22 protein-coding genes are annotated in these 23,638 nt (G+C 61.7%); 10 read left to right on the forward strand and 12 right to left on the reverse strand.

Going from position 1 to position 23,638, the window contains the following annotated elements; all coding sequences use genetic code 11:
* Positions 1-2: 2 nt before the first annotated feature.
* The gene (gene creA, locus ACJ8PI_RS14595; RefSeq protein WP_033637043.1) at positions 3-482 is read right to left on the reverse strand and encodes a protein CreA; all 480 of its coding nucleotides are present in this window, start codon (positions 480-482) and stop codon (positions 3-5) included.
* Positions 483-824: 342 nt separating this feature from the next.
* Here creA and robA point away from each other — a divergent pair, with 342 nt between their 5' ends.
* A complete protein-coding gene (gene robA, locus ACJ8PI_RS14600) occupies positions 825-1,694 on the forward strand; it encodes an MDR efflux pump AcrAB transcriptional activator RobA (RefSeq protein ID WP_033637041.1) in 870 nt (289 codons plus the stop codon).
* On the opposite strand, the gene gpmB is transcribed toward robA, so the two are convergent.
* Complete coding sequence (gene gpmB, locus ACJ8PI_RS14605) at positions 1,691-2,338, reverse strand: 2,3-diphosphoglycerate-dependent phosphoglycerate mutase GpmB (protein ID WP_025305227.1); 648 nt, start codon at positions 2,336-2,338, stop codon at positions 1,691-1,693. The genes robA and gpmB overlap by 4 nt on opposite strands.
* A 101-nt stretch (positions 2,339-2,439) precedes the next feature.
* Here gpmB and yjjX point away from each other — a divergent pair, with 101 nt between their 5' ends.
* Positions 2,440-2,958: an inosine/xanthosine triphosphatase gene (yjjX, locus tag ACJ8PI_RS14610; RefSeq protein ID WP_033637040.1), complete on the forward strand. Its 519-nt coding sequence runs from the start codon at positions 2,440-2,442 to the stop codon at positions 2,956-2,958.
* Positions 2,959-2,969: 11 nt separating this feature from the next.
* Here yjjX and trpR read toward each other — a convergent pair whose 3' ends face one another.
* Both trpR and sltY read right to left on the reverse strand, forming a co-directional pair.
* Positions 2,970-3,299 (reverse strand): trp operon repressor, encoded by a 330-nt coding sequence (gene trpR / locus ACJ8PI_RS14615; RefSeq protein WP_004933017.1) that lies wholly within the window; start codon positions 3,297-3,299, stop codon positions 2,970-2,972.
* 54 nt (positions 3,300-3,353) lie between these two features.
* On the reverse strand, positions 3,354-5,282 hold the full coding sequence (gene sltY / locus ACJ8PI_RS14620) for a murein transglycosylase (protein WP_033637039.1): 1,929 nt from the start codon (positions 5,280-5,282) through the stop codon (positions 3,354-3,356).
* Positions 5,283-5,915: 633 nt separating this feature from the next.
* Here sltY and ACJ8PI_RS14625 point away from each other — a divergent pair.
* The 4 genes from ACJ8PI_RS14625 to ettA all read left to right on the forward strand — a co-directional run bounded on the left by ACJ8PI_RS14625 (position 5,916) and on the right by ettA (position 10,117).
* The gene (locus ACJ8PI_RS14625) at positions 5,916-6,527 is read left to right on the forward strand and encodes a YfiR family protein (RefSeq protein WP_369783288.1); all 612 of its coding nucleotides are present in this window, start codon (positions 5,916-5,918) and stop codon (positions 6,525-6,527) included.
* Positions 6,524-7,771 (forward strand): diguanylate cyclase domain-containing protein, encoded by a 1,248-nt coding sequence (locus ACJ8PI_RS14630; RefSeq protein WP_033637037.1) that lies wholly within the window; start codon positions 6,524-6,526, stop codon positions 7,769-7,771. Before ACJ8PI_RS14625 ends, ACJ8PI_RS14630 begins: the two co-directional genes overlap by 4 nt.
* A 38-nt stretch (positions 7,772-7,809) precedes the next feature.
* Positions 7,810-8,307: an OmpA family protein gene (locus ACJ8PI_RS14635; RefSeq protein ID WP_033649136.1), complete on the forward strand. Its 498-nt coding sequence runs from the start codon at positions 7,810-7,812 to the stop codon at positions 8,305-8,307.
* A gap of 142 nt (positions 8,308-8,449) precedes the next feature.
* Positions 8,450-10,117, forward strand: coding sequence for an energy-dependent translational throttle protein EttA (gene ettA / locus ACJ8PI_RS14640; protein WP_025159620.1), 1,668 nt, complete (start codon positions 8,450-8,452; stop codon positions 10,115-10,117).
* A gap of 29 nt (positions 10,118-10,146) precedes the next feature.
* Here ettA and ACJ8PI_RS14645 read toward each other — a convergent pair whose 3' ends face one another.
* Positions 10,147-11,052 carry an AraC family transcriptional regulator gene (locus ACJ8PI_RS14645; protein WP_033652884.1) on the reverse strand — a complete coding sequence of 302 codons (906 nt, stop codon included), beginning with the start codon at positions 11,050-11,052 and terminating at the stop codon, positions 10,147-10,149.
* Between the two features lie 163 nt (positions 11,053-11,215).
* On the opposite strand from ACJ8PI_RS14645, the gene ACJ8PI_RS14650 reads away from it, so the two are divergent.
* Both ACJ8PI_RS14650 and ACJ8PI_RS14655 read left to right on the forward strand, forming a co-directional pair.
* The gene (locus ACJ8PI_RS14650) at positions 11,216-12,184 is read left to right on the forward strand and encodes an SDR family NAD(P)-dependent oxidoreductase (RefSeq protein WP_164134601.1); all 969 of its coding nucleotides are present in this window, start codon (positions 11,216-11,218) and stop codon (positions 12,182-12,184) included.
* A gap of 13 nt (positions 12,185-12,197) precedes the next feature.
* Positions 12,198-13,193, forward strand: a complete 996-nt coding sequence (locus ACJ8PI_RS14655; protein ID WP_041037841.1) for an NADP-dependent oxidoreductase — start codon at positions 12,198-12,200, stop codon at positions 13,191-13,193.
* A gap of 41 nt (positions 13,194-13,234) precedes the next feature.
* Here the strand turns inward: ACJ8PI_RS14655 and ACJ8PI_RS14660 are convergent, their stop codons facing one another.
* A complete protein-coding gene (locus tag ACJ8PI_RS14660; RefSeq protein WP_164134602.1) occupies positions 13,235-14,146 on the reverse strand; it encodes a LysR family transcriptional regulator in 912 nt (303 codons plus the stop codon).
* Between the two features lie 97 nt (positions 14,147-14,243).
* Here ACJ8PI_RS14660 and ACJ8PI_RS14665 point away from each other — a divergent pair, with 97 nt between their 5' ends.
* Entirely contained in the window at positions 14,244-15,245 is a 1,002-nt protein-coding gene (locus ACJ8PI_RS14665) for a zinc-binding alcohol dehydrogenase family protein (protein ID WP_049196008.1), read from the forward strand.
* 31 nt (positions 15,246-15,276) lie between these two features.
* On the opposite strand, the gene ACJ8PI_RS14670 is transcribed toward ACJ8PI_RS14665, so the two are convergent.
* The 4 genes from ACJ8PI_RS14670 to serB all read right to left on the reverse strand — a co-directional run bounded on the left by ACJ8PI_RS14670 (position 15,277) and on the right by serB (position 20,558).
* On the reverse strand, positions 15,277-16,710 hold the full coding sequence (locus ACJ8PI_RS14670; RefSeq protein WP_074026370.1) for a glycosyltransferase family 39 protein: 1,434 nt from the start codon (positions 16,708-16,710) through the stop codon (positions 15,277-15,279).
* Positions 16,711-16,842: 132 nt separating this feature from the next.
* A complete protein-coding gene (gene nadR, locus ACJ8PI_RS14675; protein WP_074026369.1) occupies positions 16,843-18,117 on the reverse strand; it encodes a multifunctional transcriptional regulator/nicotinamide-nucleotide adenylyltransferase/ribosylnicotinamide kinase NadR in 1,275 nt (424 codons plus the stop codon).
* A 58-nt stretch (positions 18,118-18,175) separates the two neighbouring features.
* Positions 18,176-19,561 carry a DNA repair protein RadA gene (gene radA / locus ACJ8PI_RS14680; protein ID WP_025159617.1) on the reverse strand — a complete coding sequence of 462 codons (1,386 nt, stop codon included), beginning with the start codon at positions 19,559-19,561 and terminating at the stop codon, positions 18,176-18,178.
* Positions 19,562-19,580: 19 nt separating this feature from the next.
* Entirely contained in the window at positions 19,581-20,558 is a 978-nt protein-coding gene (gene serB / locus ACJ8PI_RS14685) for a phosphoserine phosphatase (protein ID WP_016929162.1), read from the reverse strand.
* Between the two features lie 110 nt (positions 20,559-20,668).
* Between serB and ACJ8PI_RS14690 the strand changes: the two genes are divergently transcribed.
* Positions 20,669-21,352, forward strand: coding sequence for a YtjB family periplasmic protein (locus ACJ8PI_RS14690; protein ID WP_033637029.1), 684 nt, complete (start codon positions 20,669-20,671; stop codon positions 21,350-21,352).
* 1 nt (position 21,353) lies between these two features.
* Here ACJ8PI_RS14690 and yjjJ read toward each other — a convergent pair whose 3' ends face one another.
* Positions 21,354-22,697: a type II toxin-antitoxin system HipA family toxin YjjJ gene (gene yjjJ, locus ACJ8PI_RS14695; protein WP_049213065.1), complete on the reverse strand. Its 1,344-nt coding sequence runs from the start codon at positions 22,695-22,697 to the stop codon at positions 21,354-21,356.
* Positions 22,698-22,834: 137 nt separating this feature from the next.
* Complete coding sequence (gene deoD, locus ACJ8PI_RS14700) at positions 22,835-23,566, reverse strand: purine-nucleoside phosphorylase (protein ID WP_004933059.1); 732 nt, start codon at positions 23,564-23,566, stop codon at positions 22,835-22,837.
* Between the last annotated feature and the right edge of the window lie 72 nt (positions 23,567-23,638).

Raw genomic sequence — 23,638 nt, forward strand, 5'->3', positions numbered from 1 at the left:
TTTTATTTCGTCTCAGCCCACGGCATGATCGGCACCGCGCTCAGCGCGTTCTTCGGCGAACCGTCGATCACCTTGTCGGAGTAGCTCAGGTAAATCAGCGAATTGCGCTTGGCGTCGTAGAAGCGCACCACCTGCAGCTTCTTGAACACCAGCGAGGTGCGTTTCTGGAATACCACCTCACCTTCCGACTTGCCGTTTTTGATCTTGTCGCTCAGCTCGATAGGCCCCACCTGCTGGCAGGAAATGGCCGCGTCGGCGGTGTCTTCCGCCAGCCCCAGGCCGCCTTTGATGCCGCCGGTTTTGGCGCGGCTGATATAACAAGTTACATTTTTAACATCCGGATCGTCGAACGCTTCCACCACGATTTTGTGGTCCGGCCCCAACAATTTAAACACGGTATCAACGGAGCCCACCTGCTCCGCCTGCGCGCTGCCAACGGTTGCGCAAACCAAACCGAATAAAAATATCCAGCCTTTTTTCATTTACTTAACTCCGATATAACCTTGCCGCAAAAATAGGTTCGGCGATCGCCATTATTTATGTCTAAGCTCACGGAATCGGTTTTTTACGGGTCCGCACCGACCGTTTTAGCACAGAGCGTGACAAAAATCTTTGAGAGTCGCGGAGTAAAAAAATTGCTATGATGCGGCGTCGTTATTTCTTTGCGCCCACTACGGTGTACCCCAATCCAACTCTGGCGCGGCAAGCGCAGCAGAGGCAAAGAGTGCAACGCATAATGGCTCATGGATCGGTCTGATAGCGCAGCACCAGCGTGACGAATCAACAGTTCGGGTTCCTACCCCCAAGCTTTACGAGGAAGATCTATGGATCAAGCCGGTATCATTCGTGATCTGCTTAGCTGGCTGGAAAGCCATTTGGACCAACCCTTGTCGCTGGATAACGTGGCGGCCAAGGCCGGCTACTCCAAATGGCACCTGCAACGGATGTTCAAAGATATTACCGGTAACGCCATCGGTGCTTACATCCGGGCAAGGAGGCTGTCCAAAGCCGCCGTCGCGCTGCGTTTGACCAGCCGGCCGATTTTGGATATCGCCCTGCAGTATCGCTTCGACTCGCAGCAGACCTTCACCCGCGCCTTCAAAAAACAGTTTGCGCAAACGCCGGCGCTGTACCGCCGCGCCGAAGACTGGAACGCATTCGGCATCTGCCCGCCGATCCGTCTGGGGGCTTTCACCCTGCCGCAGCCGGAATTCGTCTCGCTGCCGGACAAGCGCCTGGTCGGCCTGACCCAAAGCTACTCCTGTACGCTGGAACAGATCACCACCGTGCGCACCGAGCTGCGCTCGCAGTTCTGGCGTCAGTTCCTCGGTGACGTCGAAACCCTGCCGCCGGTGCTGTACGGGCTGCACCACTCGCGGCCGAGCCAGGAAAAGGACGACGAACAGGAAGTGCTGTACACCACGGCGCTGGAGCCGGATCAGGTGCCTGACAAGGCGCAGGAAGGCCAGCCGCTGGTGTTGCCGGGCGGTGAGTTTGCGATGTTCAGCTACGAAGGGCCCACTGAGGGCCTGCAAGACTTTATTCTGACGGTCTACGGCACCTGCCTGCCGGCGCTCCAACTGACGCGCCGCAAAGGGCACGACATCGAACGCTTCTACCCGAAAGGCGAGCGCCGTCCGCATCAGGCACCTATCGAGATCAAGTGCGATTACCTGATCCCGATTCGGCGTTAACGCTGCAGTTCGTCCAACGCGGGCATGTCCAGATGCGTGACATCGCCCGCCGTCTCCACGATCCAGCCGGAAGCCAGCCACGGGCTCTGCTGGTGATCGACGCGCGACAGTGAACAGTTGCGCAAGCGCAAACGGCGTTCCGCATAGGCCGGCAACCCCAGCACCGTACTGATCAAACACCCCAACGCGATGCCATGGCTGACGAGCAGCGGTTTGCTGCCTTCCGGCAGCATCAGGCAGCTCTCCAGCGCGGCGCGCATGCGCTCGCCCAGCTCCTCCATGGATTCGCCTTGAGGGATACGGCCGTCAGGAGTACCATCGACCATCTGTTTGCGCCACTGCTCTTCCTGCGGCGTCAAACTGTCGATCAGGCGTTCTTCCAGAACCCCCATGTGCAGCTCACGCAAACGCGGATCGCCTATCACTTCGCAGCCACAGGCTTCGGCGATGATCTGCGCGGTGCGGCGCGTGCGCCCCAGATCGCTGGTAATGATGTGCGTAATGCCTTCCTTACTGACGCGCCTGGCGACCAGACGGGCCTGGTGTTCACCCATGGCGGTTAACGGGCTGTCGGACTGACCCTGGATGCGGCGAGCCGCGTTCCATTCCGTTTCGCCATGGCGAACGAGGTATACCTGTAACATTTTTGTTTTCCGTTATACTGCGTGAAATTTGCGTTTATCCCCGGCCCGGCGGCGCTTTTGCCGCTGCCCGGCGTATCGGCCAGAAGGATATCAAACCCGTTATGTACCATGTTGTCGCTGCAACTACCAACCCGGCAAAGATCAAGGCTATTCAACTGGCCTTCGATGACGTCTTTGGCGCGAACCAATACCGCATTGAATCCGTTGACGTCGCCAGCGGCGTCTCGCTGCAGCCGATAGGCAACCACGAAACCCGCACCGGCTCGCGTCAACGCGTCATGGAAGCGCGCCAGGTCAGGCCCGAGGCCGATTTTTGGGTCGGCGTGGAAGCCGGGATTGAAGAGAATATGACCTTCGCCTGGATGACCATCGAGAACCCGCACATCCGCGGCGAATCCCGCTCGGCGAGCCTGATGCTGCCGGAAGTCATCTTACAAGGTATTCGCGCCGGTCGCGAATTGGGCAGCGAAATGGCGGCGATCACCGGCAATGCCGAGGTAAAGCGCCAGGGCGGCGCCATCGGCGTCTTCACCGACGGCCGGCTGAGCCGCACCAGCGTTTACCATCAGGCGCTGCTGCTGGCGCTGGTGCCGTTTCACAACGCCATCTATCAGCAATAGCACCGATCCCGCTAGGGCGCGTCGTGCAACAGCTGCTGCTCAAGCCACTGTTTCAGCTCGGGTGAAGCCGCTTTCAGGCTGTTCGAGCCGCGGGTGATGGTGGCGATCCCCGCGCCCAGTTCATTTTTCAGCTCGCGCTGGCTCATCTCGCCGCGCATCAGTTCCTGAATGATCCGCACCCGGGTGCCCAGCGCGGTGCGCTCGTCCGGCGTCAGCATCAGCTGCAGCAGCGGTTGATGCAGCTCTTGCGCAAACGAATTCTGCAGCAGCGCGACGAAGCGCAGCCAATCCTCATTGCCTTGTTCTGAAAGAGCGGGGTCGTTTAACGATAATTGCGTCATGGCAGCCACCATACTATTTAACTAGTACAGCAGCATACCATAGGGCCGTCAAAATCAATAACGTCTCTGCCACTCGGCGTCGGTCAACACCTTGGCCGGCCGGTGCGTCAGATAACGGTAAAACGCATCGTAGGCCAGCACATTCTTGACGTAGCCGCGGGTTTCCGAGAACGGAATGCTTTCGATGAACGCCACCGGATCGATACGCCCCGCGCTGTTGCCCAGCCAGGTGTTCACCCGTGACGGGCCGGCGTTATAGGCGGCGCTCGACAGGATCCGGTTGCGGCCGAACTGCTGATAGACCGACTCCAGATAGCTGGTGCCGATGGTGATGTTGGTCTGCGGATCGAACAGCTGGCTCGGGCCAACGTAACCGGGAATATTGAACATCTGCACCGTATGCTGCGCGGTGCGCGGCATCACCTGCATCAGGCCGGAAGCGCCAACCGGCGACTGCGCCTTCGGATTCCAGGCGCTCTCCTGGCGCGCTATCGCCATCGCGTAGCTGGTGGTGATCCCCTTGTCATCGGTGGCGCGGCGGAACTCCTGCGGCCAGGCGACCGGGAAGCGCTCCTCCAGATGATCCCACAGCTTGCCGACGATGGTCGCCTGCACGCTCAGATCGGCCCATTTTTGCTCAAAGGCGTAGCGCGCCAGCGCCTCTTGTTCCGGCCGGCTGCGGCTGGCGACGTAGGAGCCCCACTCGCTGCGGGCCAGGTTGTCCATGTTCCAGTACATCAGCTCGCGCACCCGGGCAACCTCCGGCCCGTCGACCAGCGACGCGCGCGGCTTGGCCGCCACCGCCACCATCACCGGATAAGTGGCGTTCAGCTTCTGCGCCGCCGCCATCGGATAGAAGCCGCGTTCGGTCATCAGGTTACGCAATATCTCCTCGCCTTCGGCGCGTTTGCCTTCGTCCATCAGCTGACTGGCGCGCCAGTAGCGCCACTCATCCTTGTTGCGCGACGCCTCCGGCAGGCGGGCCAGCCAGGTCGCCACGCCCTGCCGATCGCCGTTGCCCAACGCCATGCGCACCCGGCGCTCCAGCAGCGAAGGCGAACGGCTGCGCAGAATCACCCGATCGCGCCACTGCGCCTGTTCATAGGTGGCATCGCTGCCCATCAGGCGCCAGGCCACCGCCTCTTCCAGCCCCAGACGCTCGTCGTCGCTCATTTTCTGCAGCCGCGCGAGCGTCGGGATCATCGCCCGCGCGTTTTCCACATCCTGCCGCGCCAGGCGCTCAAAGGCGATGCCGGTGGCGGCGCGGGTAAAGTCGGTCGGCCCCACGCTGCGGGCGAAGGCTTCCACGGTGGTCGGATCGTTTTGCAAGCGCACCAGGGCGTTGCCCATGGTTTGGTAGTCGGCCGGCAGCTGGCTGTAGAGGTTGCTGACCAGCGAACTGTTGCCCTCCTTCAACGCCAGCTTCATGCGCGCCAGAATATCCAGCGGCGTTTGCTTGCCTGCGCCGCGCCAGACGCTGAACAGCCGATCGCAGGCGCCCGGCAGCGTTTTGCCGTTCAGCCACAGTTCGTCGGCGCCGCTCCAGGCCGCCTGCTGATCGCCGGTGGCCCACTTGGCGTAGTAATAATTGCAGCGCGCCGCCACCGGTTTGGGCGGCTGCGGGCTGAAGGCCAACAGGGTGCGCCAGTCTTCGCGCCGCGCCAGCTCATTGACGAAGCGCGGGGCCAGTGATTTCGCCGGCGGCAGCGTCGGGTTGCGTTTGATAAAGTCGTTCACCTCGGAGAACCCCGCCTGGCTCAGATCCTGTGTCAGCTCGCGGTATTCCAGGTAAGGATAAAGCGGATAATCGCGCAGCGTCGGCATCAGCTGCGCCACCACGCCCATCTGATTGCCGTCCCATGCCTGTTTGATCTGCTGGTAGCGCTGACGTTGCGCATCCAGAGAATCCGCCAGCGCCGCGCCTGAAAACGCCGTCAGGCACAGGCCCATTGCCAACAGCCGTCGCTTGTCCACCTTGACCATCCTCGCTCTTTCCTCACTGGTTGGACCGCAGGAGCCGCCCAGCTCCCCGGTGACCGCCGCGCCACGGCACAGCGGGACAAAATAAAGCCGGGCGCACGGCCCGGACGCAGATATCTACCATAGACAGCGCAATCGCTCATCCATTCAATACTGTAGAAGAAGAAGTGTATCGCCATGACGGGAGCCAGGTAAAAAACGTTTACTTTGGCTGACAAATCAGGCCGACGGGATATTTCCAGCCACCGGATTTTTATTAGCCACCCCGGCATTTATAAGAGAAGTAAAATAATTTTTAATTATTAGCTATGACATTATTGCATTTGTGAGATGGCGCCGCCGTTGCGCAAATCGCCTGACAGCTGGCCAAACGCGCCAACTTTGCAGAAAAGCGGTGGCAAACCCGGGTAGGCATTTTTATACTATCAAAAATAAGTAGGATAATTCCGAGAAAACAGCACATAAAGCGCCCAACGAAGACATCTTATAATACAATCCGCGCCAATTATGGGTGAGATAGTGTTCATTAGGCAGTGCGACTGACAGCTTTCAGCAAAACGATTGTCCCTTCAAGCGGGCCGAACTTTTCCTTGTCAGGCCACGGCCTGCGGGCGGTGGATCAGGCCGGAATGGCGGGTGAAGATGGCGAATAAGACCGCGATAGCGATGCGTTGCGCAAAAAGCCCCGTGCCGGGCTTCCTTGGCGCACGTCTGAATATCGGTCGCCTGCTGCTGATCGTGTTGTTGGTGCTGCTGACGTTGTCCGGGCCTGCGCGCGCCGCTGATGATCCCTATCAAAAACGCACGCACGCCGTGACGACCGTGGTGGTAGGCATCATCAGCTACGCCCGCTGGTCGCGTGAACCCAATCCGATCCGCTTGTGCGTGACCGCACCCACCCAGTATGCCGAAGGGCTGTTCGATCCGATCCTGCTGAGCGCCCCGCGTCCGATTAAAGCCGAGCGTGTGCCGTTCGACAGCCCAACGCTGAGTACCGGCTGCGATGTCATCTACTTAGGGAACATCACCGCCGCGCAGAGACAAAATTTCATGCAGCGCATTTCCGGCAACTCCATTCTCAGCATCAGCGAGAACGATAGCGAATGCTCCGCCGGCAGCGCATTTTGCCTGCAGATCGATGGGGACCAGGCCAGTTTCAAGGTCAACCTGGATGCTCTGGCGCGCAGCGGCGTGCGCGTTCACCCCAACGTGCTGCAGCTGGCACGCAAACAGGCGCCGCCGCTATGAGGCTGTTGCACAGAAACCGCGCCGGCAATGCGCGCCCGACGCTGGGCCGAGTGCTGCAGCGGGTGCATCTTGGGCTGGCGCTGATCGCCGTCGGCACCGCCGGCATCTTTTTGACGCTGGTGGCGCTGTTTGCGCTGCGCGCCTATGCCGACCACAACCTGCACCTGATCGCGCGCTCCATCAGCTATACCGTCGAGGCCGCCGTGGTGTTTGAAGACGGCGTCGCCGCGCGTGAGGCGCTGATGTTGATCGCCTCCAACGAAGAGATCCTGGAGGCGCGCATTCTGGATAATAAAGGCAAGATGCTGGCCAGCTGGCGCCATCCCTCCGACAGCCCGCTGCACGGTCTGGAGCAGATGGTTGCGCACTGGGCGCTGCCCGAGCCGGTCATCCTGCCTATTTCTCACGGGGGCAAACAGGTCGGCCAGGTCTGGTTGAGCGGCAACGGCGGCAGCCTGTTGCGTTTCCTGTTGCGCGGCCTGGTCGGCATGATCGCCTGCATGGTACTCAGCACCCTGTGCGCTCTGGTGTTGTCGCGCCGTATGCTGGTCGGCATCGTCAGTTCGCTGGACGACATCGCCAACGTGGCGCACGCGGTGCGCCGCGATCGCACCTTCGGCCTGCGGGTGCCGTCGGCGCCGATCGCCGAGCTGCATGAGCTCAGCAACGATTTCAACGGCTTGCTCGACGAGCTGGAGGCCTGGCAGGCCCATCTGAAGCAGGAGAACGACTCGCTGGCTCACCGGGCGACACACGACAGCCTGACCGGCTTGCCGAACCGCGCCTTCTTCGAAGGGCGGCTGAGCCGGGCGCTGGGCGATATCGAACCGCCGGCGAAATTGGCGGTGCTGTTTATCGACGGCGATCGCTTCAAGGAGGTGAACGACAGTTACGGCCACGCCGCAGGCGATGCGGTGCTGACCACCATTGCCGGGCGCATTCGCGCGCAGCTGCGCGAGACCGATCTGGTCGCGCGTCTGGGCGGGGATGAATTCGCCGTGCTGCTGGCGCCGGTACACGGCACGGAAGATGTCCTGCAGATCGCTGACAACATCATCGACTGCATGACGCAACCGGTCATTTTGCCGAACGACGAGGCGGTCATTACCTCTCTGAGTATCGGTATTGCGCTGTACCCTGATCACGCGTCGACGCCTCAGGGTCTTTTGCACGAAGCTGACGATGCGATGTATCAGGCAAAGCATCGTTATAACGGAGGCTGGCGGCTGGCTATACATAAATAAGAGCCCCGGCTATAACACTTGAACTAGGGATTTTGACTATGATACAGCAACTGTTTAAAGGTCGTTTTTCACTGCTGACGATGGTGTTCGTCGCCCTGCTGGCGCTCGCCGGCTGCCAGAGCAAACCGCAGGGCCTGACGCCCGAGCAGATCGCGCTGCTGCAATCGCAGGGCTTCAAGCTGACCGATAACGGCTGGGAGTTCGGCCTGTCGGATAAAGTGCTGTTCGGCAATAACATCGGCAAGCTGAACCCGGAAAGCACCGAGACGGTGCAGAAGATGGGCCGTGCGCTGCTGAGCGTCGGCATCACCAAGTTCCGCCTGGACGGCCATACCGACAACTACGGTGAAGACAGCTATAACGACCAGCTCTCCCTGCGCCGCGCCGATGCGGTGGCCGATCTGCTGGCCAGCGTCGGCATTCCGCGCGCCAATATCGAAACCCGCGGCATGGGCAAGCGCGATCCCGTTGCCGATAACCGCACCTCCAGCGGCCGCGCGGAAAACCGCCGCGTCGCGATCGTCGTCACGCCATAAGCCACCAATATGCGCCTTTATCGGCGCATAAACGGTTATACTTAGCGATCGCTGAGCGATGTCTGGGATCCGAGATCGAAACGGGCTACACTCATGCCGCCAGACATCCTATAAATACTGATATAGAGAGGCTTAGAGCAACGTGGCTCAATACGTCTATACCATGCACCGCGTCGGCAAGGTGGTACCGCCGAAGCGTCATATTTTGAAAAACATCTCCCTGAGCTTCTTCCCCGGGGCCAAAATCGGCGTACTGGGCCTGAACGGCGCCGGTAAGTCCACCCTGCTGCGCATCATGGCCGGCATCGATACCGATATCGAAGGGGAAGCGCGCCCGCAGCCGGGCATCAAGATCGGTTACCTGCCGCAGGAGCCGCAGCTTAACCTCGAACACACCGTGCGTGAGTCGGTGGAAGAAGCGCTGGCGGAAGTGGTCGGCGCGCTGAAACGCCTGGACGAAGTGTACGCGCTGTACGCCGAAGAAGGCGCAGACTTCGACAAGCTGGCCGCCGAACAGGGCCGCCTGGAAGAGATCATTCAGGCGCACGACGGTCACAACCTCAACGCCCAGCTGGAACGCGCCGCCGACGCGCTGCGCCTGCCGGACTGGGACGCCAAAATCGCCCACCTGTCCGGGGGTGAACGCCGCCGCGTCGCGCTGTGCCGCCTGCTGCTCGAAAAGCCGGACATGCTGCTGCTGGACGAACCGACCAACCACCTGGACGCCGAGTCCGTGGCCTGGCTGGAACGCTTCCTGCACGACTTCGAAGGCACCGTGGTGGCGATTACCCACGACCGTTACTTCCTGGATAACGTGGCCGGCTGGATCCTCGAACTGGACCGCGGCGAGGGCATTCCATGGGAAGGCAACTACTCTTCCTGGCTGGAGCAGAAAGACGCGCGTCTGGCCCAGGAAGCGTCCGCCGAAGCCGCTCGCCGCAAGTCGATCGAGAAAGAGCTGGAGTGGGTGCGTCAGGGCGCCAAAGGCCGTCAGTCCAAAGGCAAGGCCCGTTTGGCCCGCTTCGAAGAGCTGAACAACACCGAATACCAGAAACGTAACGAAACCAACGAACTGTTCATTCCACCTGGCGCACGCCTGGGCGACAAAGTGGTCGAAGTCAGCAACCTGCGCAAGTCCTACGGCGACCGCCTGCTGATCGACGACCTGTCGTTCTCGGTGCCGAAAGGGGCAATCGTCGGCATCATCGGCCCGAACGGCGCGGGTAAATCCACGCTGTTCCGCATGATGTCCGGCCAGGAACAGCCGGATTCCGGCAGCATCGTGCTGGGCGACACCGTCAAGCTGGCGTCCGTCGATCAGTTCCGCGACAGCATGGACGGTTCGAAAACCGTGTGGGAAGAAGTCTCCGGCGGGCAGGACATCATGCGCATCGGCAACACCGAGATGCCGAGCCGCGCCTATGTCGGCCGCTTCAACTTCAAGGGCGTCGATCAGGGCAAACGCGTGGGCGAGCTGTCCGGCGGTGAGCGTGGCCGTCTGCACCTGGCCAAGCTGCTGCAGGTTGGCGGCAACGTGCTGCTGCTCGATGAACCGACCAACGACCTGGATATCGAAACCCTGCGCGCGCTGGAAAACGCCCTGCTGGAATTCCCTGGCTGCGCCATGGTGATCTCGCACGACCGTTGGTTCCTCGACCGTATCGCCACCCACATTCTGGACTACCAGGATGAAGGCAAGGTGGAATTCTTCGAAGGCAACTTCACCGAGTACGAAGAATACAAGAAGCGTACGCTGGGCGCCGACGCGCTCGAGCCGCACCGCATCAAGTACAAGAAGATCGCCAAGTAATGCCCGAGGCGCCGCATGCGGCGCCTTTTTTACGCCTGCGCCCGGCGATAGTCGCGCGGTGAGCACGCCATCACGCGTTTGAACGCGTGGCTGAAAGCGCTGTCGGAATCGTACCCCAAACGCTGCGCGATAGCGGAGACCGGTTCGCCGCCGGTACGCAGCGCCCGCGCCGCCAGCAGCATGCGCCAGCGCGACACGTACTCGAGCGGCGCCATGCCGGCTTTCTGCTTGAAGCGCAGCGCCAACGTCGAACGGGAAACGCTCGCCGCGTCGGCCAACGCCGCCACCGTCCAGCGCCGGGCCGGATCGGCATGTACCGCCTGCATCGCGGCGCCGATGCGCGGATCGAACAAAGCGGGTAGCCAGCCGGACGCCGCACTCTCCTCCCCCATCAGGTAAATCCGCAGCGCCTGGGTCAACATGATTTGCCCCAGATGATGCGCCATCAACGTACTGCCCGGCGAAGGCCTCACCAGCTCATCCGCCAGCCGCTGCAGCGCCCATTGCAGCACGGCTGCCTCTTCCGTGCCCCCGCGGATCACCATCAACGCGGGCAGGCTGCCGAACAGCCGCTCCACCTCCTCGCCAAAGCTAAAACGGCCGCCGATAAACAGGCACGTTTCCCCCTCGCCGCAGCTCGCCACGCCGTTTTGCGCCTGCAGATAAAGCGCGTCGGCGTCGAGCGCCGGAAGAGACAAGTCGCTGCCGACGGTCAGCGGCAGGCTGCGAGTCAGCAGTAAACAGTCGCCGGCCGCCAGCCACAGCGGTTCTGCCAGCCCTTCCGCCGCCAACCAACAGCCGCCGCGCACCACCGCGTTGAACTTCCCGCCTTGCGGAGCGGGAAAATGAACGGCCCAGTCGCCGCCGGCCTTCAGGCCGCCGAAAAACGCATTCTGGCTGTTCAGTGGCGCCAGCACTTCCGATAAAGGATCCATACCCTCTCCCCATAAAGATCTTGCAAGAGCATAACCCGCGCGATGCGCTGGTCGAAGACTTTAGGACGATGGCGACAGAAATTAGGTTTTTGTTGCATTCATCCGCCGGATAGCGCCGATTTACACTCCCTGTGTCACAGCCAACCACAGCGAGGAATCCCCAATGAACAAACAAACGCCCATCGGCTCTGGCTTCAACGCCACCACCACCGCCGCCGACGTGCTCAAAGATCGTCAACTGGCCGGCATGACGGCGCTGGTCACCGGCGGCCATTCCGGCCTGGGGTTGGAAACGACTCGCGCATTGACGCAGGCGGGAGCACAGGTGATTGTCGCCGCCCGCGATCCCGTCATCGCCCGCACTCGTCTGGCCCTCGCCGGTATCAGCAACGTCGACATTTATGAGCTTGATTTGGCCGATCTGAACAACATTAGAGAGTTCGCGCAACATCTTCTGGCGACCGGCGTCCACCTCGATATGGTGATCTGCGGCGCCGGCATCATGGCCTGTACTGAAACCCGCATCGGCCCAGGCTGGGAGGCACAATTCGCGATCAACCACCTGGGGCATTACGCACTGGTGAACCACCTCTGGCCGGCTTTGGCGGGCGTCGCCCGCGTTGTCGTCATCTCCTCTTCCGGCCACCATGCCAGCGCCATACGCTGGAATGACGTGCAGTTTCACAGCGGCTATGACAAGTGGCGGGCCTACGGCCAGTCGAAAACCGCTAATGCGTTATTCGCCGTGCACCTCGACAAACGAGGACGAGCCGCCGGTGTACGCGCCTTCACGCTGCATCCCGGCATGATCCCCACGCCACTGCAGCGTTACCTCTCGCAGGAAGAGATGCTCGCATTGGACTGGATCGACGCCGACGGCAAACCCGCCCACCCGGAAATGCTGAAAACGCCGCAACAGGGTGCGGCAACCCAGGTGTGGGCGGCGACATCGCCTCAACTCAATGGCCTTGGCGGATTGTATTGCGAAGACTGCGATATCGCCCGGCGCAACGATGACGAGGGCCTTTCCTTCAGCGGCGTAAAAAGCTACGCCGTCGATCCTGAACAGGCCCAACGCCTGTGGGAATTGTCGGCGCAACTCACCGGCATCGACATCTTCGGCAAGATTTAAACAGGAGCCCCCTATGCAGAATCGCCAAATCATCCTCGGCAAACTCCCGCAGGGAAAGCTGACCGTCGATTGTTTTCAGACTCGCGAGACCCCGATGCCGATCCCCGGCCCCGGAGAGGTTCTGTTGCGCACGCTTTACGTGCCTTTGGATGCGGCCAGCAGAGCCTGGATGCAGGGCGTCACCTATCGTTCCGGATTGCAGCCAGGAGACATCATGGCCGCGACGACGCTGGCCGAAGTCGTCACGTCGCGCTCTCCCCTGCTGGCCGCCGGCGATATCGTGTTGGCGGAAACCGGCTGGCAAACCTTCACGGCCCTGCCGGCGGCTGAGGCGCTCAAACAGCCGGACATCGTTCCGCATACGCACTTGCTTAGCGTTTACGGCGTGCCCGGACTCACCGCTTACTTCGGCCTGCTGGAATGCGGACGCCCCAAGGCCGGTGAAACCGTCGTCATTTCCGCCGCCGCGGGGGCGGTAGGCATGTTCGCCGGACAAATCGCCCGGCTCCACGGCTGCCGCACGGTGGGCATTGCCGGCGGCGCCGCCAAAACGGCTCTGCTGACGGACAGGCTGGGTTTCGACGCGGCGATAGATTATAAGGCGGGGAATCTGCATGACGGCCTGCGCCGCTCGTGCCCCAACGGCATTGACGTGCTGTTCGACAACGTCGGCGGCGATATTTTGGCGGCCTGCCTGCCGCACATGGCGAAACAGGGGCGCATTGTTTGCTGCGGCGCGGTGTCGCAGTACGATACGGCCTCCCCACCGGCCGCGCCGGCCGGGATCCCCGGTTTGCTGATCGTCAACAGCTTGACGATGCGGGGGTTCCTGTTGGCCGACTTCCTTCACCGACAAGAACAGGCGCTGACGGCGCTCACGGCCTGGGTCGCGGAGGAGAAATTAGCGGTCATCGAAGATCTGATCGCCGGTTTTGAGCTGCTGCCCGCGGCCCTGGTTGGCCTGCTGGCGGGGGAGAACACAGGAAAACGCATCGTGCAAGTGACGTAATATCTTGTTTAACCCAGGAGCGGCCTGGGCTTCCTTGGTTCTTATTCCCGCGGCAGCTCGCGGGCGTAGTCGTCGAACGCCGGATGCTGCAGCACCACATCGATGAAGCAGGCCAGCGCCGGGGAATTCAGCTTGCGGCTCGGGTAAACCAGATACAGCTCGTTGCCCTCCGCGCGCCACGCCGGCAAGACTTCCACCAACAGCTTCTGCGCCACCACCTCGCGGCTGAGAAACGCCGGCAACAGCGTGATCCCCGCGCCGGCAATAGCGCATTCACGCGCATACAGCAGGTTGTCGGTGGTGTGCGCCAGCGGCAGCTGCCAGCGGTAATAGTCATCGCCGCAGCGCAGGTTCCAGGCCGTCCAGGCGCGGTGGGCAATGCAGCGATGCTGTTGCAGCTGCTGCGGGTGTTCGATCGGCGGATGCTGCGCCAGATAGGACGGCGCGGCCAACAGATAGCGCGGCGCATACCCGAGACGGCGACCGATCAGCGAAGAATCCTGCGGCTTGCCGGTGCGCAGCGCGGCGTCGAAGCCTTCCTGCACCAGATCCACCATGGCATCGGATACCGACACCTCCAGCGAAACGTCCGGATACTGGCGCTGAAAATCCGCCGCCAGCCGCGCCACCAGGGTCGCCCCCAGCCCGGCGGGCGTTGAAATGCGCAGGCGGCCGCTCGGGTTATCGCGCAGCCGCTGCAGCGCCAGATCGGCGCGTTCCGCGGCGGACATCATCGCCTGACAATGTTCCAGATAGCGCTCACCGGCGAAGGTCAGGTTCAGCTGGCGCGTGGTGCGATTGAGCAAGCGCAGCCCCAGCGTCTGTTCGAGCTGGCTGATGCGCTGGCTGACGCTGGACTTCGGCAACCCGACGCGCTGCGCGGCGGCGGTGAAGCTGCCGCACTCCGCCACCAGCGCGAACAGCGCCATGTCCTGCAGCTGTTTGAATTTCATTGTTCACCTTAAACGAACACTCCGTTAGATATTGTCCATCTTATCACCCCACTGCCGCGGGTCTACACTGGGGACATCATTTAAAAGGAGCACAATCATGTCGATAAAAGCCATTGCCGTAGACCCGCAGAACCCCGCCGGTTTCATCGAAATCTCACCGGAAATGCCGGTTCCCGGCCAGTACGATCTGCTGGTGGCAGTGAAAGCGGCGTCGGTCAACCCGGTGGACACCAAAGTGCACGCCGGTCTGCAAAAGAGCGGCCTGCAGCAGCCGCGCATCCTCGGCTGGGACGCCAGCGGCGTGGTGGTAGACGTGGGCAGCGGCGTCAGCGGCTTCAAGCCCGGCGATGAAGTGTGGTACGCCGGCGACATCACCCGCCCCGGCAGCAACAGCAGCCACCAGCTGATCGACTCACGCATCGCCGCGCACAAGCCGCGCAGCCTGAACTGGGCCGAGTCCGCCGCCCTGCCGCTCACCGCCCTCACCGCCTGGGAAGCGCTGTTCGAACACCTGAACATTCAGGACGCGCCGGAGCACAAGACGCTGCTGATCATCGGCGGCGCCGGCGGCGTCGGCTCGCTGGCCATTCCGCTGGCCGCGCTGCGCAGCAAGGTGAAAGTGATCGCCACCGCCTCAAGGCCGGAATCCGCCGCCTGGTGCCGTGAGCGCGGCGCCGATCTGGTGGTGGACTACCGCGATCTGAAGGGCGAGCTGGCGCAGCACGGCATCGAGCAGGTGGATTACATCCTGTGCCTGAACGATACCGACGGCCACTGGCCGGCGATGGCCGAGCTGGTCGCGCCGCTGGGCCATATCTGCACCATCGTCGAGAACGCGCAGCCGTTGGATCAAAACGCGCTGAAGCTGAAAAGCGCCGCGCTGCACTGGGAATTCATGTTCACCCGCAGCATGTTCACCACCCCAGACATCGCGCAGCAGGGGCGCATCCTGCAGCAGGTGGCGCAGCTGCTGGACGAGGGCAAGCTGAGCACCACGCTGAGCGAAACCCTGCACGGGCTGTCGGTAGAGACGCTGACCGCCGCGCATCAACGGCTGCTCGGCGGCCATATGCAAGGCAAGCTGGTTATCGCTTACTAAGCCTGAATCGCGGCGGCGTTTTGCGCCGCCGTTACTGCGGACGAACGAAGCCGACGCACAGCGCTTGCTCGTCGGCATGCGGATCGGCGCGGAACGTCAGCGTCTGCTGCCAATCGAGGCGCATCTTCGGCCAGTGGGCCAGCTCGCCGCCGAAGTCGCTGCGCGCGCAGTCTTCACCCAACCGCCCGAACAGAGCGACGCCGTGCTGCGCAATCTGCGGATAGCTGATGTTGACGTTGTAGATATTCGGGCGCGTATGATTAGACCAGCGCGTAATGGTCTGCGGCCGGGAGCCGGCGTACACCGTCATCCACTGCGACAGGTATTCGCCGCCGACGTAGCGCAGGCTGACGCCATACCGCTCCTGCCACAGCCGCTCCACTCCGACGCTGAACGCCTTGATACCCACCATTTTCTGGCCGGCGTTGCGCACGTTGCCCAGCATCACCGCGGCATACCCCAGATAGACCGCCAGCGCCGCGCACATCAGCCCGATGGTCGCCGCGCGCAGCGAACGCACCGGCGGCTGGCGCACGCAGCCGACCAGCAGCGCGGGCGCCAGCATGAAGAACGGCTGCAGCCACTCGGTCAGCCGGCCGCCGACGTTGAAAGAGAACCAGAAGGTAATGATGCCGAGCGGCAACAGGTAGACCCACAGCAACACCCGCATCGGCAACGCCGCTGGCCAGGCCAGCACCGCCCCGCTGCGCCGCAGGATCACCCACAGCGCCAGCGACGGATAGAACACCAGCAGCAGCGACTGCAGCATATCGAGGTTGAGCTGCATCTTGATCTGCGAATCCACCCACTTGAAGGCGGCGAAGTCATGGTTCCACAGCCAGAACAGGTTCGGCAGCACCAGCGCCAACCAGATCGCCACCGCCAGATAGAACTGCGGCTGGCGATAGCAGCGGCGGATCTGCGGTACGAACAGCGTCGACAGCGCCGCGAAATAGACGAAGGCGAAGGTCGAGTATTTCGCCATCATCGCCAGACCGGCCACCAATGCGAAAGCCGGCCACCAGTTGGCCGAACGCGAGATCGCCAGGTGGAAGAACAGCGCCATCCACGGCCACAGCATCACCAACAGGTAATTGTCGTTGTAGGGAATGATGTCGAAATTGATGATGCCGGACAGGTTGAGCGTCAGCAGCGCCATCCAGGCCAGCGAGGTGCTGCCGCTCAGGCGGCGCGCCAATAGCCAGACGCCCAACATGCCGATGGCGATGGCGATGAAGTGCCCGCCATACCAGTACAGGTTCAGCGGCAGCCACGAGAGCCAGATCGCCGGCTGCATCGCCGCACCGACCAGCCAAGGATTTTTCGGTGAGCCCCACTCGGCGTTGAAGCCCCAGTTGAGCGCCTCGACGGCGTCGTAAGGCAGGGTGGGATCGAGATGAACGGTCAGCAGCGTCCAGGCTGCGGCATAGCAGATCAACCAGAGAGCGAGTAAGCGATAAGACATGTCTTCTTCTGAGCGTTATTGTAAAGAAAATCTTAACCTAGTCGCTACCGAATGAACCATGTTTAAACAAGCCGTCAAATGTGCGCCACAGAGGCGTTTCTGCCGCCGCGACCGCACATTCCGCTAATTTTCTCAGCCTGCGGCGTGGCGATGGGCGGGCGCATTCGCCAACCGGCCGGCGTCCGCCGCCAGCAGCTGCTGCACCAGCTCGACGCAGCGCAGGAAACGCTCTTCGTAATCGCTGGATTCAACGTGCACGTACTCGATGTTGTTGGCGCGCAACATCTCCTCCAGCAGGCGCTGGAACGCCAGGCGATCGGCGGTGCTGCCGAGGCTGCGCAGGCCGTCCGCCACCCACGGCGTGTTGTTTTCCAACAGGATCACCAGATCGAAACGGTATTCGTCGATCAGCGCCTGCACGAAGGGGTGTTCACGCCCCTCGTACTTTTTGCAAAACGCCTGGGTGGTGACGAAATCGGTATCGATAAACGCCACCTTGTTGGCGTACTTGACCGCGAAATCCACGTATTGCGCCTGCCCGAGAGCGATTTTGTCGTAGTCGGAGTACTGCAGCGCCATCTCGTCGCCGCCCAGGTGCGAAAACACGTAATCGCGGCCATATTCCCAGGCGCTGGTGGTGTTGAAGATGTTGGCCAGCTTGTTGACCAGCGTCGACTTGCCGCTCGACTCGCCGCCGAGGATCGCCACGGTGCGCACGAAGAACGGCTTCACCTCGGTCGGGATATAGTCCCAATAGCGGAACGGATCCTGGCGGATCTGATTGCCGCTGATGTTCATGAACGAACGCTCGGGATCGACCAAGATGGTTTCGATGCCCAGATGCTCGCGGTAGCGCGGCGCATCCTGCGCTTCGCTGGAATAGATGAAGCTCGGCACGATGCCCTTCTGTTCCATAAAGGCCTTCATGCCGTCGCTCCACACGTTCCAGCCGTGCGGATAGGGTTCGATGCCCTGCTCGTCGAACGAGTGGATATGGATGTTTTTCTGGTACTTGAAGGTCTGCAGCAGCCAGCGCAGGCGATCGCTGACCGTTGGCTGTTGCGACATCGAACTGTTCTCGAACAGCTCGCGGTCGCGCGGTTCGTCGTGGCACAAGATAACGTGAAGTTCGTCCACCTGGCTGCAGGCGCGCTGGATCAGATAGATGTGGCCGGTGTGCAGCGGGTAAAATTTACCAAACACCACGCCGACTTTGATCTCTTTACGCGGGAACTCCAGCCCGAGAAAACGGTGCAGCGCCTCGAGCTTTTGCGCGCTCGGGCTTTTGATTTTGTCGTTCAACAGCTGGCTCAGATAGCCCTTGGTCATGCCGCTGGCATCCGCCACCTGCTGCAAAGTACAGCCCTTTTGCTTAATGGACGTCTTCAGGTAATCAAATTGCGGCATGGCCACCTCCGTTTAGTATGCTAAACAAAATAGCATATCTTACTCGCCGTCGGCGACATTAATAAAACTCTTCCAGCACGTCGAGCGCGTCCGCCAGCTTCTTGACCCCAAACACCTGCATGTTGGCCGGCGGCTTCTTCGGCATGTTGCCGTGCGGCACGATGGCGCGCTTGAAACCGTGCTTGGCCGCTTCGGAGATGCGCTCCTGGCCGCTCGGCACCGGACGGATTTCTCCCGCCAGCCCCACTTCGCCGAACACCACCAGATCGTTCGGCAGCGGCCGATCGCGCAGGCTCGACACCAGCGACATCAGCAGCGCCAGATCGGCGCTGGTCTCGCTGACCTTCACCCCGCCGACCACGTTGACGAACACGTCCTGATCCGACATCTGCAGCCCGCCGTGCCGGTGCAGCACCGCCAGCAGGATCGCCAACCGGTTCTGCTCCAGGCCCACCGCCACGCGGCGCGGGTTGGACATCATCGAGTGATCCACCAGCGCCTGGATCTCCACCAGCAGCGGCCGGGTGCCTTCCCACACCACCATCACCGAGCTGCCGGAGGTGACTTCATCGCCGCGGCTGAGGAAGATCGCCGAAGGGTTGCTGACTTCGCGCAGCCCCTGTTCGGTCATGGCGAACACCCCCAGCTCGTTGACCGCGCCGAAGCGGTTCTTGTGGCTGCGCAGGGTGCGGAAGCGGGAATCGGCGTCGCCGTCCAGCAGCACCGAACAGTCAATGCAGTGTTCCAGCACTTTCGGCCCGGCCAGCGAGCCGTCTTTGGTGACGTGGCCGACCATGACGATCGCCACGCCGCGCGTCTTGGCGAAGCGCGTCAGATAGGCGGCGGTTTCGCGCACCTGGGCCACGCTGCCCGGCGAAGACTGAATGTCCGCCATGTGCATCACCTGGATCGAGTCGATCACCATCAGCTTCGGCTGTTCCTGCTCGGCGATCAGGCAGATCTGCTCGATGCTGGTTTCCGACAGCATGTTCAGGCCGCCGGTCGGCAGCCCCAGCCGATGAGCGCGCATCGCCACCTGCTGCAGCGACTCCTCGCCGGTGACGTACAGGGTTTTCATCTGCTCGGACAGTTTGCACAGCACCTGCAGCAACAGGGTGCTCTTGCCGGCGCCGGGGTTGCCGCCGATCAGAATGGCGCTGCCGGGCACCACGCCGCCGCCCAGCACGCGATCGAACTCGAGAAAGCCGGTGGTGAAGCGCGGCAGCGCCTCAAGGCTGATTTCCGACAGCTTCTGCACCTTGCTGACGCCGGCGTCGCCGGCATAGCCGCTGAGGCGATCGTTGCGCGCCGCTGCGGGCGACGCGGCCAAACGCACTTCCGTGATGGTGTTCCAGGCATGACAGGCGCTGCACTGCCCCTGCCAACGCGGATAGTCCGCCCCGCACTCATTGCACACAAATGCCCGTTTTGCCGCTTTTGCCACGTCTTACCTCAATCTTTCGTTATCGCACTTCGTGTTTCAGGCTGCCGGTGAGAATGCACAGCACGCCCATCAGATCCGCATGCCGGATCGCCACCTGCGCTTTTTCATATACTTTCGGCTTGGCGTGGTAGGCGATGCCCAGCCCCGCCGCCTGCATCATTTTCAAATCGTTGGCACCGTCGCCGATGGCCACGGTCTGCGCCAGCGGGATCTCCAGCTTCTCCGCCAGCCGCAGCAGCGTATCGGCTTTGAACTGCGCGTCCACCACCGGCCCCAGCACTTCGCCGGTCAGCTTGCCGTCGCGGATCTCCAGCTCATTGGCCGCCGCCGCCACCAGCCGCAGCCGGTTGCGCAGGTATTCGGCGTAGTAGGTGAAGCCGCCGGAGGCGATCGCCACATGCCAGCCCATCGCCTGTAGCTTGCCCACCAGGCTGGTCAGCCCCGGCATCAGCGGCAGCTCGTCGCGCACCTGCTTGAGGATGTTGGCGTCGGCTCCTTTCAGCGTGCCGACGCGCTGGCGCAGGCTGGCGGTAAAGTCCAGCTCGCCGCGCATCGCGCGTTCGGTGACTTCCGCCACCTGCTCACCGACGCCCGCCAGCTTGGCGATCTCGTCGATGCACTCGATCTCGATCGCCGTCGAATCCATGTCCATCACCAGCAGCCCCGGCGTGCGCAGGTGCGGGATCTTGCCGAGCGGCGCCACGTCCAGCCCGCTTTCCGCCGCCAGCAGCTTGGCGCGCGGCGTCAAGGTGCCTGCCAGGCGCACCACCTGATAGTCGTCCACGCCCCAGGCGGTGACGATCACCATCGCCGCGCCCAGCTTGCGTTGGAATTGTGTAATGCGCGCCTTGTCCAGCTTTCTGCCGTATAACAGCCATCCGGTATTGCCCGCCCGGTAGTCCAGCGGCATCACTTCGTCGCCGCTGAGCGAAAGGGGAAGACCCGGCCATTGAGAGATCTCCGCCGGAAGATCGCAATAGGTCAGACTGTTTGACATCATTGACTCCTGAATGGACAAAAACGCTGCATGATAAAACGACGCATCAAGCTATCCTATCGCCAGCGGTTCTGGCAACATAAAGTGTCCCCGATGCCCAAGGAACCTGCATGGCTCGCGCTAAACTGAAATTTCGCCTGCACCGTACCGCTATTATCCTGATTTGCCTGGCTTTGCTGGTGCTGCTGATGCAGGGTGCCTCTTATTTTAGCCTGAGTCACCAAATGGCGCGATCCGAACAGGTCGAAGAGCTGGCGCAGACGCTGACCAAACAGGTCGCCTACAGCCTGGCGCCGCTGCTGGACGACGACGGCAACAACCCGCGCATCGACGCAATCCTCAAGCAGCTCACCGATCACAGCCGCATTCTCGACGTCAGCGTGTATCAGTTGGACGGCACGCTGGTCTCCCACGCCGGGGAGCAGATAAGTATACGCGATCGGCTGTCGCTCGACGGCAAGCGCGCTGGCAGCTACTTCAACCACCAGTTGGTCGAATCCATTCAGGGCAAAGACGGCCCGATCGGCTTTATCCGCATCACCCTCGACACCCACGTGCTGGCGACCGAGTCCAAGCAGGTGGACAACACCACCAACCTGCTGCGCCTGATGATCCTGCTGGCGTTGGCGATCGGCATCATTCTGGCGCGCACCCTATTGCAACACCGCCGCAGCCGCTGGCAGCAGTCACCGTACCTGTTGACCGCCAACACGCCGTTGGCAGAAGGCAATACGGTGGAAGACGACGAAGAGGATGCGCCTGAGGCAAAACAGGAAGCGCCGAAGAAGGGGTAACTCAGGCCAGGCGCTGAATGCGCTCGTGCAGCTTCTGCAGTTGCACCAACATTTGCTCGGCAATCGCCCGAAACGCCTCGCTGATGTCGTCATGTTGCGCCGTTCGCCGCCAGAACTCGAGAGCCAATAGCTCCGCTTGCCGCCAGACGGCGCCGCTCACCTCGTTGCTCAAACGGATCTCCAGCGCGTCGTGGCGCAGATTACCGCTGCTTGCCGGGGCAAAAGCCATCGGCAACATATCATACAAAGGCGCCAACATGACCGGCCGCTGGGTTATCCGCAAGAACGACAGGTTGCCTTGGTGCATATCGCTGTTGGCGATCAACCGGCCAAAGGCCCAATACAGGGCAACCCGTTGGTAGACTGAGTGATCGATCACCCCTTGCTGCAATAACCGCTCGGCGGCCACGACCCAGTTGGCGTGGCCGCTGCCGCTGAACTCGGCATCCAGCGCCTCCAGCGACACCATCGCTACCCTCCCTTCTTCACCGATGCGATCAAAGCGCTCGATCTCTAAAAAGCATTGTCGGTCAGCACCGAACAGGATTTGCGCCGATGCGGCAGGCAATCCCGCAGCGGCGACCGTCTGCAACGCCAGCGACTCGGCGATCAGCAAATCGCTCCAGCGCTGTGCAATGACATGCGTCGGCGCCAGGCTGAACTTCACCAAAACATGCGCACGGCGCCCTGGCGCCAGCTCAGCATAGGCGGCAAACTTGGGTTGCTCGCCACCGGCGGAAGAGCCTACCAGCTCCCCGGCCAGCGCCTGGACAGACAATGCGGCGTAACGCTCGATTTTATCTTCCACCGTGATGGCGACGGCTGTATCCCGCATTAACCAACGCTGATAGCTGTCGGCACCAGGCAACAGATCGCCGGTCATGTCTTCGCCATAACGGCAGAGCGCCAACAAGCGTTGACCTTCATCCCATCGCCGCACATCCTCCGGCAAATTCAACTCGCGCGCCGCTGCTTTTCCCCAGGCTCGCCCGAGAAAGCCAATCGGCCGTAGGTCGTTCAAATACCATGGCATGCCGTCATAGAGCTGCCACTCTCCGCTGCGCTCATCGCACACCGCACAGTTATCGGCAGGATACAGCGGGCAAAGCGTGGCAAACAGGTGCGCCTTACCCCGTTCATCAACCCGATATAGCGGAAACTGCCTCTCACCGCCGATCCCGCGCCGCAACGCATAGCGCGTCGCCTTACCTTTACCGAGGATCAATACGGCGCCCGCCAGTTCACGGAGACGGCGCGATAGCGTCGGCTGGCTGATGCCTAACGCTTCTGTCAGTTGACGAGCCGTAGCCGGCCCATGACGCAAAACTTGTTCAACGGTGAGCATCGGATGAATAGATTGGTGAATAGATTGATAAAGGAAGTAATAGCGTTAAATGGCAGAAAGGTAAAGCGTTAGCCAAAACTGGCCAAGCGGAATGAATAGATTGACGGGCGGGCGCCATGATGACGCCCGCCGGGGTATTATGCTTTGTCGCCCAGCAGCACGGATTCCAGCGCGATAACGATCATTTCGTTAAAGGTGGTCTGGCGTTCCGCCGCCGTGGTCGCTTCGTGACGCAGGATGTGGTCGGACACGGTGCAGATGGTCAGCGCCTTGCAGCCGAACTCTTCGTACAGCTCTGCCGCCACGCCGTAGATGCCGGCCGCTTCCATTTCCACGCCCAGGATGCCGTACTTCTTCATCACCTGGAACATGTCCGGATCCGGGGTGTAGAACAGATCGGCGGAGAAGATGTTGCCCACGCGCGCCGGGATGCCCTGCGCCGCCGCTGCGTCGACCGCGTTGCGCACCATGTCGAAGTCGGCGATCGCCGCGTAGTCGTTGTCCTTGAAGCGCAGACGGTTCACCTTGGAGTCGGTGCACGCGCCCATGCCGATCACCACGTCACGCAGTTTGATATCGTCACGCACCGCGCCGCAGGAGCCCACGCGAATGATCTTCTTCACGCCGAATTCTGCGATCAGCTCGCGCGCATAGATGGAGCAGGACGGGATGCCCATGCCGTGGCCCATTACGGAGATGCGGCGGCCTTTGTAGGTGCCGGTGAAGCCCAACATGCCGCGCACGTTGTTCACTTCCACCGCGCCTTCCAGGAAGGTTTCGGCGATGTATTTTGCACGCAGCGGATCGCCCGGCATCAGTACTACGTCAGCGAAATCACCCATCTCAGCATTAATGTGCGGCGTAGCCATAATTCTCTTCCTTTAAATCGTATTAAATAGCGTTAAACGTATAAGCCGTGGCATGTCAGACGGCGGCCAACT

Origin of the sequence: Serratia sp. CY82433 (assembly GCF_052166535.1) — a bacterium.
In the GTDB taxonomy this organism is placed as follows: domain Bacteria; phylum Pseudomonadota; class Gammaproteobacteria; order Enterobacterales; family Enterobacteriaceae; genus Serratia; species Serratia sarumanii.